Below are 16,175 nucleotides of genomic sequence, written 5' to 3'. Positions count from 1 at the left end.
ATTAATAATCTTCAAGCGTAGCTTTTACTTTTTCCATTAACCACATTGGTGTTGATGTTGCGCCACATATCCCAACTTTATCATTTGCATTAAACCAACTTTTCGTTAGCTCATCCGTATTAGAAATGAAATGAGTGTTTGGGTTATACTTTTTACAAACATCAAATAACACTTTTCCATTGGACGATTTCTTACCCGAAACAAACACGATTTTATCAAAATCAGCTACAAATCTTTCTAATTCTTCATAACGATTTGAAACTTGCCTACAAATCGTATCATTTGCTTTCACATCATACCCTCTATTTAGCAACTCGTCTTTAATCTGATAAAATTTATCTGTACTTTTTGTTGTCTGGCTATAGAGTGTAAATTTATTGGGAAGCTCTAAAGTGTCCAGTTCAGCAATATCTTGAAAAACGATAGCATTTCCATTCGTTTGCCCTTGTAAACCAATAACCTCGGCGTGACCATGTTTACCAAATATTAGAATTTGCTCATCGTCATCATGGGAGTTTTTTATTCGATTCTGTAGTTTTAGGACAACTGGGCAAGATGCATCGATTAGCGTTAAATTGTTTTTCAATGCGAGCTCATAAGTAGATGGAGCTTCACCATGGGCCCTGATCAGCACTTTTTCATTTTGCAGATTCCTCAAATCCTCATGATCTATAATGCGTAGTCCTTTTGATTTCAAACGAAGAACTTCTTCATCATTATGCACAATATCACCAAGACAGTACAAATACTCATCGTGATCTAAAATATCTTCGGCCATATCAATGGCATAAACTACACCAAAGCAAAAGCCTGATGATTTGTCTATTGTTACATTTAAATTGTATCCCATTTTATTGCCTATAATAGCTTACAAAAATACAAAAAGAGTTCACAAATTAAGGGTTATGGTGCTTTTTGTGATTGTTTTGATATCGCGTTGACATAATGCTTATTATATTCACTTTTAAGCAGTTGTAAGCTGATATATTCTTCTGCTTGCCATTTATGCAAATATGCCTCGGCTTCAGGCTTTTGTTTATTAAAGTAATCCGTCAAAACAACAGAAAAAACTAGCTGAAACTTCTTTTTAGAAGCATTGATAACCTGAATTACCCCTTTTTCAAACACGATATTCTGCGAGTGACTTGAACGCATCTTTCCCTGTGGAAAAATTAAAACCAAATTCCTTGGATCATCTAATAAAGCACCTGCATACTGCAATGTCTCAATTACATCTTTACCCTTATTTTTAGGAGCAAAGGCTCCAAAATATTTTAAATAATTAATAGTTTGATAATCTGAGCTAGTGACCAACACATGAAACTGCTTTTTGAATACCTTTTTGTTTAATTGAAAAAGCATAAATCCATCCCACCAGCTAAAGCGGTTAGCCAATACCAAGATGGCTTTATCATCCTGAACCGTTAATTTATTATAGGTAAACTTTGAAAAATTGATCTTAAAAATAAAGTCGAAATACCACGAATAACATTTTGAAATAAGACCGTTCTTACGTGGATAATACATGTTAACTCAAATACACTCTATCCTCTTCGCCAGCTACATCTAAAACAACGTCAACGCGTTCTTTTAAAATAGTCGCCAGCTCGAGGCCCACAAAATCGGTAGCAATTGGAAATATTTTATGGCTCCTGTCTACCAACACTACAGTACGGATTTTTTTATGAGGGGTGTTTAAGAAAACTCCTAAACCATACGCCAAGGTTTTACCACTATTGAGCACATCGTCTACCAGAATAATTACCTTGCCACTCCATTTGGCTTCTTCCATATCTGTTTTGGCTACTAGCTTGCTATTTAATTTCTCGAGATCAACACGGAGTAAAGTAACTTTAAAATCGGAAATATCTTCGAGCTCCGATTTTAACCGCAGAGCCAGTTTATAACCCCGGTCCCAAATACCAGCCAACACTATTTCTTGTTCTTCCAAATTATCTTCCAAAATCTGATAAGCAATACGCTTGATTTTTTGGGTAATCTGATTTTTGTCGAGAATAAGTACTTGTGATTCGGCCATTGATATTTATTTTTCCTATACAAAAGAACGATTTTAGCCCTCAAAAACAAACATTAAAAAAAATATTTTCAAAGGTGCAACTTTTAAACCCTTACATGCGTCTAATGATTAAACCTTAAAGAAATAGTTATGAACTTCAAGAAAATATTCCGCACAGGCTTAGCATTGATCGTAATAGCAAGCACTACTTATGCAGTTGCTTATGCACAGGATAGCAAGACTGTGGCAATTAAAAATTTTAATGGCATCAGTGTAAGTAGCGGTATCGACCTCTATTTAACGCAAGGTTCTACTGAAAACCTGACAATTAAAGGAAGAAATGATGTCATTCAAAACGTTGTTGTAGAACAAAACGGAAGCGAAGTTATCATTAAATACAAAAGCAGGATGAATTGGAGTAGCGTATTTAAAAACCAAAGTATTAAGGTTTATGTAAATTACAAGAACTTAAAGAGGCTAGCCGCATCTGGCGGATCTGATGTTTATACCCAAAACACTTTAAAAACCGATCTGTTAAATTTAACTGCAAGTGGCGGTTCTGATTTAAAGCTTGCTTTGATCTGTAAAGATTTAAGTTTAACCATCAGTGGAGGTAGTGACGCGGAGCTTAAAGGAGGTGCTGAAAATCTAAAAGTAACCGCTAGTGGTGGATCTGATGTAGCTGCATTTGGCTTCCCAGTTAATTATGCAAAGGCTACCGTTAGTGGCGGAAGTGATGCAAACCTTTTTGTAAATAAGATATTAGAAGCTGGAGCAAGTGGTGGAAGTGATGTAAACTATAAAGGGAACGCTTCTTTAAAGAAAACCAGCAATTCTAAAAGTGGCGACATAAACCACATAAAATAATAATCAAGTTTAGTTTTAGTTTAAAGCCAATACTGTGGATGCAATATTGGCTTTTTTAATATTGACTTACGAAGTAAACTAGGAAAGTTTGTAAGGAAAGTACACAAAATTAGCCCCTTCCGGAACAACCACAAAAACACACATATAGTTCTCTGGTTTTTTATAGCTCTTTAAGAAATGTTCTTTCTTATCAGGATGGATAATTCCTTTTTGAACAAACTCCTCAAGAGTTGATGCCTGAATTGTCCAATCTGTATTTAAATCTGCCCGGTTTAAAATCAATTCTCCAATATTTACCTCGTGTTGATGCGCAATAAAAATTGGATATGACGAAATCCCTTCTACCATGATCTCCACTGCAACTTCCTTAATTGATTCGGCATAAAACGAGAGATCTTTCTCTAAACTTATCAGCGGACTTTTCTTCTCTCGGGGCTTGTTATCTCCACCTTCATGGAGGTTACCTAATAATTCTTCAGCGTTCATAATTTTATTTTAGGATTGTTAGGAGCTCTCAATTGCAACAAAACAACATTCTCTACATGTTGGGTATGAGGAAACATATCAACGGGTTTAATTCTAACTACCTCATATTTCTCTTTGAGCAAAGCAAGATCTCTCGCTTGGGTAGCAGCATTACAACTCACATACACAATCTTCTCGGCTTCCATTTCCAATAAACGTACCACTACATCGGTATGCATCCCTGCTCTTGGGGGATCAGTAATCACAACATCAGGCTTACCATGCAGGTTTATGAAATCAGTTGTTAAGATATCTTTCATATCACCCGCATAAAATAGGGTGTTGTTAATCTCGTTTAAATTGGCGTTGAACTTTGCATCCTCAATAGCCGTTGGCACGTATTCAATCCCAACCACTTGTTTAACACTGCCCGCAATGAAGTTGGCAATGGTACCTGCGCCGGTATATAAATCATACACCAATTCATTTCCCTTTAAGCCAGCAAATTCTTTTGTAATCTTGTAAAGTTCGTAAGCTTGATGAGAATTTGTCTGGTAAAAAGATTTAGGCCCAATCTTAAATTTAACTACTCCATCTTTTGCCCCTTCAACCGGCATTTGTTCAAAGATGTGATCTCTTCCTGAGTAGACCATTACCTCTTGATCGAATATGGTATCGTTTTTCTTTTGATTTAAAATGTAAAGTAAGGAGGTTATTTCTGGAAATGAGCTTTTGAGATGTTCCATTAACCCCTCAATTTGTTCTTGCTCAGCGTAGGCGAAAACAACCACCACCATTATCTCACCCGTTGAAGATGTTCTAATAATTAAATTCCGTAAAGCGCCCTCATGGTTGCGCAAGTCGTAGAAACTCAATTGGTGCTGCAACGCATAATCACGCACGGCTAATCTCAGTCTATTACTAGGTTCTGCCTGCAGGTAACAGTGTTCAATACTAAGGATTTTATCGAAACGTAAAGGAACATGGAAACCCAAGGCATTCATCTCCCGTCCTTCTTCTTCAGAACTCATGTCGGCGGCATCAAGCCATCTCTTATTAGAAAAAGTATATTCTAATTTATTGCGATAATATTGATTGGCTGTAGAACCTAAAATTGGTTCCATCTTACTGGTATCAATTTTAGCTAACCGCTGAAGCGCGGCCTCTACATTTTTTTGTTTAAATTTTAACTGAGCATCATAATCCATATGCTGCCATTTACATCCTCCACAGGTACCAAAGTGACTGCAGAATGGATCTTTCCGAAATTCGGATTTCGACTGAAGGTTTTCAATAATCGCTTCTGCAAAGTTCTTCTTTTTCTTCACCACACGAATATCAACCACATCGCCAGGAACAGCCTTGTCTACAAAAACAACCAATTCATCAGCCCTACCAACCCCTTTACCTTCTTCAGCAATATCAATAATGCTTAATCCAGTAATCCTAATTGGTTCGGCATTTCTTCTGTTTCTACTCATTACTGCAAAGATAAGGATTAAATTGGGAGTCGGAAAGCCAGTACCCTGGAATTAATTACTTGTTTGCCGTATGTAAGAGCATCTTTATATGTAGCGTAATATTCAACCAATATCGAATTGAAGCAAGGAGATTAGCACATCATCCTAACACCTTTTATTTACTGAAAATCCTTAGGATAAACCCAAATAAACCTTGCCCTAAATTAAAATCTACATCGAACTTCTCATCAACGCTTACCGAAATTTCTAACACTTCAACACTCATGATATTATTATTGAATTTAATCAAATATAACCAAAAGTATACCAAATACCAAAACGGTATATGTTATCAAAATATTAAAATAGCATGAAAGTGTAACAAATAGAACACAAAATGATTAGCGACGAAAGGTTTACAGAGCCGCCTTTACTAGATAGGGTAATAGTTCCTTTTGAAAGGTGACAAAATTCTTCCTTACATCGGCATCGCTTACTGACGTAAAGGCAAATGAAAATACAATACTTTTACTCGCCTTTAATAAGAATGCCAATCCTCCTCTTCGTGCGGGGTTTTTCTTAAAATGATCTAGTTCCAAATATGCTGAAAGCAATAAAGCCTCTAACTGATCAGACAAGTGTTTTAAAAATTCCTGAGAGTTAGTATTTTCACGAACAAAGTCCCAGCCGATAAACTCATTACATACGGTGTAAGACAACCTGCAGGTTTTCATGACCAAGGCGGTTAAATGTTCTTCTTCATTGGCGTACTGAACTTTATTACTGATTATTTCGTGAAGGTTAACATCCAAGTAATCCATTAATATGGCATCTAACACCTGCTCCTTACTATCGAAATATTTGTAAATTGTTGCCTTGGCGATTCTCGCCTTTTTAGCGATCTCATTTACGCTGGTTTTATGGTAACCATATTTTCTAAACAGCTCTTTGGCTGCTCTGATAATGCTTTCTTTTATTTTCTCTGGTTCCATTAATTAGTAACGCGTAAAGTATATCCGGAAATGGTAACACTATATTGCTTTAATGCTATTTTGGCAGGCGCTTTAGCAGGGCCGCCGTCAATCAAGTTAAATTTAGCCCCACTTTTTTCGTCCAAAGCGGTCAGTCCGCCCGTTTCGATAATTACGGCATTTCTTTCCTCGGGATTTACAGTACTGCATCGGTCAAACGCTGCGTAAGAATTATCTGCTCTACGGCAAATTATTAATCCCGCGATACCATAACCGTCTATGACAACTGATCCACCGGCACTACTGATCCTATTTAAGCGCGGATCGGTTATTGGCGCACTAAAATTTACAGGTAAATTAGGCAAATAGTCTTCCTTGGCGCAAGAAACACAAAGGAATAGCATCATTAAACCTAAAAACTTATTCGACATTATAGAATTACCGTTTTATATTGTTTTAAGAACCTAACATCATTCTCGGAAAATAAACGAAGATCCTTAATTTCGAATTTTAAATTGGCGATACGTTCAATCCCCATGCCGAAGGCAAATCCGCTGTATTTTTTAGAATCGATCCCACAATTTTCTAAAACATTAGGATCCACCATCCCGCAGCCTAAAATCTCTACCCAACCACTGTATTTGCACATTTGGCATCCATCTCCCTTACATATTGTACAGGAAATATCCATTTCAGCAGAAGGTTCGGTAAAAGGAAAATATGATGGACGGAAACGAACTTTAGTTCCTTCTCCGTATAATTCCTGAACAAAATAAAATAAAGTTTGCTTCAAATCTGCAAAGGACACATTTTCATCAACGTATAAGCCCTCAACTTGATGGAAAAAGCAATGGGCTCTTGCAGAAATGGCCTCGTTTCGATAAACGCGACCTGGCATTAATGCTCTAAAAGGGGGTTTCCCAGCTTCCATCATTCGTACCTGTACTGATGATGTGTGAGTACGTAACGCGATATCCCCATTTTCACCACCTTTTTTAATGAAAAAAGTATCCTGCATATCTCTTGCCGGATGTTCTTCAGGAAAATTCAACGCAGAAAAATTATGCCAATCATCTTCAATTTCTGGCCCTTCTGCAACACTAAATCCGAGTTTATTAAAGATTTCAATAATTTCTCTTCTTACCAAGGCCAATGGATGTCTAGCGCCCACCTCGAAGCCTTCGCCAGGCAAAGTTAAATCTAATCCTGAGTCTTCAGTCTTAAGCCCAGTGTCCGAGATTAAATCAGTCAAAGTTGAATATTTAGCTTCAGCAAGCTGCTTAAACTCATTTAAAACTTTACCCAATACTCGTTTCTCTTCTGGAGAAACCGCTTTAAATTGGTCAAACACATCTTTAATGATTCCTTTTGTGCCTAAAAAACGAATTCTGAATTGTTCTAATTCATCAGCATTCGAAGTATCAAATGCATTGATCTCTGCGCTGTATTCTGTGATCTGCTCTTGTAACATGCGTCAAATATACGGCTAAAATTTCAACTTACGAAGTCGCCCGATTTGATAAATCGACTTATGAAGTTTCTATGCGTGTCGTCTATTTAACTTTGTAAAGCCTTATTTTAAATTTGCATTAAAATAGGCTATTGTTTCCTTTAAAACAGCATCAACGTTCCCCATTTTAGTAAACCCATGATCTGCTCCTTGAAGCTGTACAAACTTATTAGGTATCCCCAAGCTGTTAAGTTTATTGGTAAAAGCATCGAATGTGCTTCGCCCTTGCTTTGGCAAGTCGCCCACTTCATTATTTTCGGGAAAAACAGTTAAAGTAGGTACTTTTTGATTGGAATTTGCTACAAACAAAGGACTGATTGCTTTATAATGTTGGTCATTTTCTGTGGCTACAGTATAACCCGTATATCGATATCCAGCTTCAAGGATATAATCGGGCAAAAACTGAAGCATAAACGGGGGGATATCTGCAAAGGTTTGATCTAAGGAACCTGCTAAATTCACAACTGCTTTCACTTTATTGGTATTTCGATTATCATAACTGTACAACAGAGCTAATGTAGCGCCTGCACTATGTCCCGCTATTCCCAATTTTGTTTCGCTCACTTCCCATTCTCTAGCTTTTGAAAGAGCATAATTAACAACACTAGCCACATCTGCGATCTGATCTTTAATTTTAACAGCACTTTCTAAGTGCTTCACAGGGTTATCATAAAGTCCAGTGGCATCAACTAACCTGTAATTGATATTTAGAACGGCAAAATTGGCTCTCACCAATTCCTTAACCAAGCTGGTAAAATCACTTTTATCACCCTCAATAAAGCTACCACCATGTACAAAAATAATCAGGTTAGTACTAGCGCTCCGATTTGCAGGAAGGTAAACATCCATTTTTTGATGTGGGTTGCTACCATATGAGACATCTGTAAAAGTTGCTGCCTCAACTTTAATTACTGGATCGGTAATTATCTTGTTCCCCTTTTTGCAAGTTAAAAAAGAAGATGCGACTATGAAAAGTACTAGTGATCGCCTAAAAACGTGCTTCATCCGTTAATTAATTATGGCGGGCCTGGATGCCCGCCAATTTCCATTAGATTACTCCAAGCTCTTTCCCAACTTTTATGAAAGCTGCAATTGCTTTATCCAAATGATGTTGTTCATGTCCTGCCGACAATTGAACACGTATCCTCGCTTTTCCCTGTCCAACAACTGGATAGAAAAATCCAACTACATAAATACCTTCATCTAACATTTTTGCTGCAAAAGATTGTGCTATTTTAGCATCATAAAGCATTACAGGTACAATTGGATGAAATCCTGGTTTGATATCAAATCCAGCGGCCGTCATCTTTTCGCGGAAATATTTGGTATTACTTTCAAGTTTGTCGCGTAATGAGGTAGTTTCCGATAGCATATCTAATACTGCGATAGACGCTCCAGCAATTGCTGGGGCAAGGGTATTAGAAAATAAATATGGGCGTGAACGCTGACGTAGCATATCAATAATCTCCTTTTTACCAGAAGTAAATCCACCGGAAGCGCCTCCTAATGCTTTACCTAAGGTACCCGTAATGATATCCACGCGATCAATAACATTAAAGTGTTCGTGAGTTCCTCTACCTGTTTTACCAATAAACCCGGTACAGTGCGATTCGTCTATCATAACCAAAGCCTCATATTTATCGGCCAGATCACAAATTTTGTCTAAAGGAGCCACCGAACCGTCCATTGAAAAAGAGCCGTCTGTTACGATAATCCTATGCCTACAATTTTTAGCAGCGATTAACTGTTGCTCCAAATCCTCCATATCGGCATTCTTATAGCGAAACCGTTGAGCTTTACATAAGCGCACACCATCAATGATAGAGGCATGGTTTAACTCATCGGAGATAATAGCATCCTCTGCATTAAATAGGGGTTCAAAGACACCACCATTGGCATCGAAAGCTGCTGCATATAAAATGGTATCCTCCGTACCTAAGAAGGCAGAAATTTTAGCTTCCAATTCCTTATGTACATTCTGCGTTCCACAAATGAAGCGAACTGATGACATTCCATATCCATAATCGTCTATTGCCTGCTTTGCTGCGGCAATAACTTTTGGGTGGGAAGACAGGCCCAAATAATTATTGGCGCAGAAATTAATTACGTCTGCTCCAGTACTAACTTTAATATCAGCTCCTTGTGGTGTGGTAATAATTCGCTCACGTTTATACAGTCCGGCGTTTTCTATTTCTTCCAGTTCCTTTTGCAAAACTGGTTGTAGTGTTTTATACATATCTATTTTTTTGATGCAACCATTTATTGTTAAAATCAGTCTACAAATATAATATATTACACGTTAACAAACTTTAACAGATTAAATACGTTAAATGCTTACGTATATTTTAACTTTAACGTCTATATGAAGAAAGTTCGCCTCTTAATTACGCTCTGCCTATTTACTTCTGTCTCGGCTATTGCACAATATCAAATTAGCGGAAAGATTACGGAACCCAATGGAGACCCAATACCTTTTGCATCCATCTATATTAAGAATACAAGCAAAGGAGTTTCTGCTAATGCTGATGGGGTTTATAAACTCACGGCCGACAAAGGAACAGTGGTCCTCATCTTCAAAGCGATAGGCTTTAAAACCTTTGAACGTAAAATAGAGGTTAATACGAACGTGACGGCAAACCAGGTTTTAACGACAGAAAGTTACACTTTAGCAGGTGTAACCATCCGTTCAGACGCGGAAGACCCTGCGTTTGAGATTATGCGAAAAGCAATTCGAGAGCGAAAAAAACACTTAAATGAAGTTAGTGCTTTCAGCGCTGAGGTTTATATCAAGGGTTTACAAAAGCTTGTTGGAGCCCCAAAGAAATTTTTAGGAATCGATATCCAAAAATCCCTTGAACTAGATTCAAGTAGAAAGGGCATATTATATCTTTCCGAATCACAATCGTTCTTTAGTTTTCAGCGCCCTAATAAGATTAAAGAAGAAATGGTATCGTCGAAAGTATCAGGTCGAAATAATGCATTTAGTTATAATAAAGCCTCTGATATGATCATCAACTTCTATGAAAATCTATTGCTTGAAGGAAGTGGATTAAGCTCCCGCAGTTTTGTTTCGCCTATAGCGGACAACGCACTATTTTATTATAATTATAAGCTTTTAGGCACCACGGAAGAGAATGGATCTACGATTAATAAAATCCAAGTTATTCCGCGTCGAAAGAACGATCCAGCTTTTAGGGGCGTAGTTTATATTGCAGATGATAGTTGGCGATTAATGGGCACGAATGTCTTCTTGACAGAAGACGCAGGGATAAATTTTGTCGACACCTTAAATATCAGTCAAGAATTTAACAAAGTTGAAAATACCTACCTTCCATCGAACATGAAATTTCAGTTTAAGGGTCACTTCTTCGACTTCAAATTTGAAGGTTATTATGTGAGTATTTTTAATAACTACAACATTCATCCTAATTTCCCTAAAAAATATTTCACGGCAGAAATCTTAAAAATAACTAAAGCGGTAAACAAAAAAGATTCATTATACTGGGCAAACAGCAGGCCCATTCCTCTATCGGAAGAAGAAAAGAAGGATTACCGTAAAAAAGATAGTGTAGGGTTACTTAAAACAACGAAACGCTATCTTGATTCTGTAGAAAATGTCAACAACAAGTTTAATCTTGGTAAATTCATTATCGGAGGCCATAATTTTAACAATCGCTACGCCAAAAGATATGTCCATTTAGATGGATTAGTTCGAGCTATTTCCTTTAATACCGTGGAAGGGATTTCGCTAAAATATGGCCTTACTTACTCTAAAACGTTAGAAGAAGAGCGGAATTTTAGCATTAGGCCACAAATTAGATACGGTATTTCTAATAAGATATTTACCGCTAATCTGACTGGTGTATACCTCTACAACCGACAAAAAAGAGCTAGTATCACAGCAAGTTTTGGTTCTTCAATAGAAGATCTTAATCCGTATGGTACAATGAGTTTACGTTCCAACGCCATAAACACCCTGCTGTTTGAAACCAATTTGGCAAAGTTCTATAAAAAAGAGTTTGCAACAATAGCCACAGCCAGGGAGTTAGCCGATGGGCTACAGGGTTCACTGAGCGTTAATTATGCGAAAAATTTTACTCTTCAAAACACCAACAGTTTTAGCATTCGAGACGTAAAAGATCGGGAGTTCACCTCCAATAATCCATTTACCCCGACTGTTGAAACACCCTTATTCCCTACGCATAGCTCTTTTAATATTAATGCAGCATTAAGTTATACTATTGGTCAGAGATACACTACTACACCTTATGCAAAAAGATATGAAGAATCTAGATATCCTCGCTTCTTATTAAATTATAGAAAGGGGTTTAAGGATGTATTGGGCAGCGACGTAGATTATGATTTTTTAAGCTTCGAAGTTTACCAAGAGCGTATCCGTACGGGTTTGGTAGGCTATACTTCATTTGTGATTGGCACAGGTAAGTTCTTAAACAACAATGCTCTTTTTTACCCAGACCGGAAGCATTTTAGGGGTAACAATTCGACTGTCTTTCCTCCAAACCTGCGCAAATTTAGATATTTAGATTTCTATCAATACAGCACCAATCGCCATTACATAGAACTTCATCTAGAGCACAATTTTGCTGGCTTTATCCTCAATAAAGTTCCATTGCTCCGGAAATTAAAACTAGAAGAAATAGTAGGTTTCAATTACTTAAACCAGCCTGATAAGCGAAACTATAAAGAATTTTATTTTGGTGTAGAGCGATTTGGCTTCGGTCTTAGTTATGGCTATGCTTTCGATGGAAGGAAAAACGTTGATCAAGGATTTAGGATTGCCTATTCACTTGGTCTTTAATATTTCGGCTATTTTCCCTATCTTTGGCTCATTAAACGCCGTTTGCAGCGGTATCAATGAATTATGATATACAATACCTTACTTTACTATTGCTATTCTCCAATAGCGGATGCAGAACAATTTGCTGCAGATCATTTAACTTTTTGCAAATCTTTAGGCCTTGTAGGACGCATTATTGTCGCCAAAGAAGGGCTGAATGGAACAGTTTCAGGAACCAAAGAAGCTTGTGAAGCTTATATGTCAGCAGTGAAAGCTGATGAACGTTTTGCAAAAACAGACTTTAAGATCGACGAAGTCCCAGAGCCTTCTTTTATAAAAATGCACTGTAGATACAAGGCAGAAATTGTACACTCTGGGTTACGTGATACAAGTATTATTAATCCGAACGAAAAAACTGGAAAATATTTAGAGCCAAAGGAATTTAGTGAAATGATTGACCGTGATGACGTTGTAATTCTCGATGTCCGTTCCAACTACGAGCATAATTTAGGAAAATTTAAAAACGCTATTACACTCGATATCGAAAATTTTAGAGATTTTCCTGATCAGATTGAAGCTTTAGCTCAATATAAAGACAAGAAAGTGATGACCTATTGCACTGGTGGTATCAAGTGCGAAAAAGCAAGTGCGCTATTGCTCCATCATGGCTTTAACGACGTGTATCAATTACATGGCGGGATTATTAAATACGGAAAAGAAGCGGGTGGAAAAGATTTTGAAGGCAAGTGCTATGTTTTTGACAACCGAATTGCTGTAGATGTAAATTCGGTGAACCCAACTGTTGTTTCCATTTGTTTAAATTGTGGAACAACTACACCTAAGATGATCAATTGTGCCAATCCAGAGTGTAATGAGCATTTCACACAGTGTGATAGTTGTGGAGAACAACTACAAGGTTGTTGCTCGGAAGCGTGTACCACGCATCCTCGTAAACGTCCTTATGATGGAACTGGCTATTATGTTAAAGTACCCCAGCCAATTAAATCTGTAGTCCAAAATTCGTAGTATCGGTTCGAAATTTCTATTTTGCACAATGTTCGAAAATAGTTGATATTCAATGTACCATACTTTGCTTAGATATTGTTTTATTTTATTGGTGAACTTAATAGTTCCTGTCGGACTGATGGCTGATGACATACAGAGCATCGGTGTGCCCTACGTTCAAAATTACCCGAAATCTTCCTACTTATCTGGCAATCAAAATTGGTCTATTGCAAAGGATAGAAATGGGTTGATGTATTTTGGAAATGCCGAAGGCTTGCTGACATTTGACGGGAAATATTGGCAGCAATATAAAATGCCAAACAGGCAAATTGTGCGTGCCGTAGCTACCGCAAAAGACGGTATGGTTTACACTGGTAGTTTTGGAGAATTTGGATATTGGTCTTATCAACATAAAAAGCTTCGTTATACTTCCCTTGTTAACCTCATTCCCAAACCTTATAAAATCCGCGACGAAATCTGGAAGATATACACGGTTGGAAAACGCGTAATTTTTCAGTCCTTTTCTTCAATCTACATCTACGAGGATAAAAAAGTAACCGTTGTAAAACCCCCTAATGCATTCTTATTTTTACATCAGGTTAAAGATAAACTTTTTGCAGAAGTACTGGGGAAGGGACTTTTTGAGTTAAAGGGAAAAAATTTAATTCCTTTGTCAGGGAGTGAGATTTTGGGAAATACTGGCATCCTTTCCGTACTTCCTTATAAAGATGGTAGTTTTATTATCGGTACCGGAAAAAATGGTCTATTTGTTTATGATGGAAAAACCTTTCTGCCTCTAAATAGTCTTGCAAATTCATTCTTGAAGACCTACCAACTTAACAATGGCGTAAAAATCTTAAATAAGTATTATGCCTATGGGACCATCTTAAACGGATTGATTATCATCGATGAAAACGGCAACATTGTACAGCGGATTAATAAATCGAGTGGGTTACAAAACAATACTATTTTAAGTTTATATGCAGATAACGAGCAAAATTTATGGGCGGGGCTCGACAATGGAATTGACCGGATCGAACTAAATTCCCCTCTCTATTTCTATTTTGATAAGGCAGGTCAATTTGGAACCGTTTATTCCAGCTTGATCATAAAGGATAAAATTTACCTTGGAACCAATCAGGGCTTATTTGCCAGCCCTTGGACTCCTGAGAATGGTACGTTATTTAATTCTTTTGATTTTAAATTAGTTCCAGGTTCTCAAGGCCAGGTTTGGAACCTCCAAGAAATTGACAGTCAACTGCTATGTGGGCATAACGATGGGACTTACCGTATTGTGGGCGCTCAGATGGAAAAGATATCAAACATCAACGGCGGCTGGACCATTAAAAAATTAAATTCCAACGCTAATTATCTCATTCAGGGAACCTATACTGGATTGGTCATTTTTGCGAAAGATGCCAATGGAAAATGGGTTTTTAGTCACAAGGTGGCCGGCTTTGGTGAGCCATCAAGATACGTTGAACAAGATAATAAAGGCGATATTTGGGTAAGTCACGCTTACAAGGGACTTTATAAGCTTAGTTTAAGCCCGGATTTAAAGCAGGCGACTAACATTAAATATTATGATGGGAAAAATGGCTTGCCGAGCAATTTCAACATTAATATTTTTAACCTAGAGAATAAAATCGTTTTTTCATCCGATGAAGGGTTTTTGCTTTACGACGAGATTAGCAATCGCTTTACTAAATACGATGCCTTAAACAAAAATCTGGGAAGCTTTTATACAGCTAATAAAATTATCACTGCAGGCTTAAAAAAATACTGGTTCATTAATCATGGTAAAATGGGTTTAGTAAATCTAAGTGAGCCAGGACAAACAGTTATCGATTCGAACAGGTTTAGCATACTTGACGGGAGGATGGTACAGTATTATGAAAATATTAGCCAGATTAGTTCGAAACTATATCTTATTAGTGTAGATGATGGTTTTGTGATTTATAATACCGCTAGCTCGGCAAATTATGCTAAAAAGCAAAAGCTACCAGCAGTATTAATACGGAAAATTGAAGATATTACTGATAAGTATTCTACATTAACAGAAAATGGAAGTAGTGAAGAGAAAATTGAAATTCCATTTAGCAGAAATAATATTCGTATCTCCTTCTCTTTGCCATATTATCGTCAATCAAAAGTTAAGTTTCAATATTTTTTAGAAGGCTACGCCAAACAGTGGTCAGATTGGAGCTCTGCTACACAAAAAGATTTCACTAACTTGAGCAGTGGTACCTATGTATTTAAAGTTAGGGCTAAAATTAGCGAAGGCTTCACGAGTGAGATTACAGTTTTCGAATTTGTCGTAAATCCACCGTGGTATGGCAGCAATTGGGCGATTGTGGTTTACCTCGTACTTGGTATAATAGCCCTTATTGCAGGAAAGAAAATTTACGAGGCTAAATTAAAGAAGGACCAGCAATCAATTTTGAACAAGCTTCAATTAGAAAAGGAAGCATTTGTGAAGCGGGAAGCCGAAGCCACAGAGAAGCAAATTATCAAGATTCAAACCGAAAAACTACAGGCCGAACTTGCAAGTAAGAATAGAGAGTTGGCAAATTCCGCCATGAGTTTAGTTTACAAAAATGAGCTTTTGCAGAAAATTAGCGAAGAAATGACTAAGCTAAAAGATGAAAACGGTAAAAAACTCTCTGAAGAGCAATTGCGTAAGATCCAAAAAGTGATAGATGACGGTATGAATGATGAGCGAGATTGGAATTTATTTGAAAGTAGCTTCAATGAAGCGCATGAGAGTTTCTTTAAAAAGCTTAAAGCTAATCATCCGGATCTAGTCCCCAACGACTTAAAACTTTGTGCTTATCTTCACATGAATATGAGTAGTAAAGAACTGGCATCCCTCTTAAATATTTCGCTAAGGGGCGTTGAAATCCGTCGTTACAGACTACGTAAAAAGCTCGAAGTTCCACATGATAAAAACTTAGTCGAGTTTTTAATGGAGCTTTAGCACTACATCATTACCTCTCATACGCAAATTCGGAACACATCAACATTAGGTAGCCTAAAACTTTTTGTAGTAGTACACAATCAGATCTTAAGGTACAAAAAACGT

At 37.2% G+C, this 16,175-nt stretch carries 15 protein-coding genes; 4 read left to right on the top strand and 11 right to left on the bottom strand.

Features of this window, described 5'->3' with window-relative positions:
• Position 1: 1 nt before the first annotated feature.
• Genes BM207_RS02700 through BM207_RS02690 form a run of 3 tightly spaced genes read right to left on the bottom strand, consistent with a single transcriptional unit; the run spans position 2 to position 2,038 of the window.
• A complete protein-coding gene (locus tag BM207_RS02700) occupies positions 2 to 850 on the bottom strand; it encodes a 4-hydroxy-3-methylbut-2-enyl diphosphate reductase (protein ID WP_090992006.1) in 849 nt (282 codons plus the stop codon).
• Positions 851 to 903: 53 nt separating this feature from the next.
• Positions 904 to 1,527 (bottom strand): lysophospholipid acyltransferase family protein, encoded by a 624-nt coding sequence (locus BM207_RS02695; RefSeq protein ID WP_090992005.1) that lies wholly within the window; start codon positions 1,525 to 1,527, stop codon positions 904 to 906.
• A gap of 1 nt (position 1,528) precedes the next feature.
• On the bottom strand, positions 1,529 to 2,038 hold the full coding sequence (locus BM207_RS02690; RefSeq protein WP_090992004.1) for a phosphoribosyltransferase family protein: 510 nt from the start codon (positions 2,036 to 2,038) through the stop codon (positions 1,529 to 1,531).
• A gap of 129 nt (positions 2,039 to 2,167) precedes the next feature.
• Here BM207_RS02690 and BM207_RS02685 point away from each other — a divergent pair, with 129 nt between their 5' ends.
• Positions 2,168 to 2,884, top strand: a complete 717-nt coding sequence (locus tag BM207_RS02685; protein WP_090992003.1) for a head GIN domain-containing protein — start codon at positions 2,168 to 2,170, stop codon at positions 2,882 to 2,884.
• 78 nt (positions 2,885 to 2,962) lie between these two features.
• On the opposite strand, the gene BM207_RS02680 is transcribed toward BM207_RS02685, so the two are convergent.
• The 8 genes from BM207_RS02680 to kbl all read right to left on the bottom strand — a co-directional run bounded on the left by BM207_RS02680 (position 2,963) and on the right by kbl (position 9,526).
• Positions 2,963 to 3,370, bottom strand: coding sequence for a hypothetical protein (locus BM207_RS02680; RefSeq protein WP_090992002.1), 408 nt, complete (start codon positions 3,368 to 3,370; stop codon positions 2,963 to 2,965).
• The gene (gene rlmD, locus BM207_RS02675) at positions 3,367 to 4,830 is read right to left on the bottom strand and encodes a 23S rRNA (uracil(1939)-C(5))-methyltransferase RlmD (RefSeq protein ID WP_090992001.1); all 1,464 of its coding nucleotides are present in this window, start codon (positions 4,828 to 4,830) and stop codon (positions 3,367 to 3,369) included. The genes BM207_RS02680 and rlmD overlap by 4 nt, the downstream gene beginning before the upstream one ends.
• Before the next feature lie 154 nt (positions 4,831 to 4,984).
• Positions 4,985 to 5,095 (bottom strand): phenylalanyl-tRNA synthetase subunit alpha, encoded by a 111-nt coding sequence (locus tag BM207_RS02670; protein ID WP_090992000.1) that lies wholly within the window; start codon positions 5,093 to 5,095, stop codon positions 4,985 to 4,987.
• Positions 5,096 to 5,225: 130 nt separating this feature from the next.
• Entirely contained in the window at positions 5,226 to 5,801 is a 576-nt protein-coding gene (locus tag BM207_RS02665) for a TetR/AcrR family transcriptional regulator (RefSeq protein ID WP_090991999.1), read from the bottom strand.
• A complete protein-coding gene (locus BM207_RS02660; RefSeq protein ID WP_090991998.1) occupies positions 5,801 to 6,211 on the bottom strand; it encodes a hypothetical protein in 411 nt (136 codons plus the stop codon). The genes BM207_RS02665 and BM207_RS02660 overlap by 1 nt, the downstream gene beginning before the upstream one ends.
• A complete protein-coding gene (gene pheS, locus BM207_RS02655) occupies positions 6,211 to 7,251 on the bottom strand; it encodes a phenylalanine--tRNA ligase subunit alpha (protein ID WP_090991997.1) in 1,041 nt (346 codons plus the stop codon). Before pheS ends, BM207_RS02660 begins: the two co-directional genes overlap by 1 nt.
• Before the next feature lie 102 nt (positions 7,252 to 7,353).
• Positions 7,354 to 8,295 (bottom strand): alpha/beta hydrolase, encoded by a 942-nt coding sequence (locus tag BM207_RS02650; protein ID WP_090991996.1) that lies wholly within the window; start codon positions 8,293 to 8,295, stop codon positions 7,354 to 7,356.
• A 43-nt stretch (positions 8,296 to 8,338) separates the two neighbouring features.
• Positions 8,339 to 9,526: a glycine C-acetyltransferase gene (kbl, locus tag BM207_RS02645; RefSeq protein ID WP_090991995.1), complete on the bottom strand. Its 1,188-nt coding sequence runs from the start codon at positions 9,524 to 9,526 to the stop codon at positions 8,339 to 8,341.
• 126 nt (positions 9,527 to 9,652) lie between these two features.
• Between kbl and BM207_RS02640 the strand changes: the two genes are divergently transcribed.
• The 3 genes from BM207_RS02640 (at position 9,653) to BM207_RS02630 (ending at position 16,070) form a co-directional block, all read left to right on the top strand.
• Positions 9,653 to 12,109, top strand: a complete 2,457-nt coding sequence (locus BM207_RS02640) for a DUF5686 and carboxypeptidase regulatory-like domain-containing protein (RefSeq protein ID WP_090991994.1) — start codon at positions 9,653 to 9,655, stop codon at positions 12,107 to 12,109.
• A gap of 63 nt (positions 12,110 to 12,172) precedes the next feature.
• Positions 12,173 to 13,114 carry an oxygen-dependent tRNA uridine(34) hydroxylase TrhO gene (gene trhO, locus BM207_RS02635; RefSeq protein ID WP_394332963.1) on the top strand — a complete coding sequence of 314 codons (942 nt, stop codon included), beginning with the start codon at positions 12,173 to 12,175 and terminating at the stop codon, positions 13,112 to 13,114.
• A gap of 91 nt (positions 13,115 to 13,205) precedes the next feature.
• Positions 13,206 to 16,070 (top strand): ligand-binding sensor domain-containing protein, encoded by a 2,865-nt coding sequence (locus BM207_RS02630; RefSeq protein ID WP_245768009.1) that lies wholly within the window; start codon positions 13,206 to 13,208, stop codon positions 16,068 to 16,070.
• Positions 16,071 to 16,175: the final 105 nt, after the last annotated feature.

This window comes from Pedobacter insulae (assembly GCF_900113525.1).
Taxonomy (GTDB): domain Bacteria; phylum Bacteroidota; class Bacteroidia; order Sphingobacteriales; family Sphingobacteriaceae; genus Pedobacter; species Pedobacter insulae.
The sequence above is the reverse complement of the archived record's forward strand: the minus strand, read 5'-3'. Positions and strand labels throughout refer to the sequence as shown.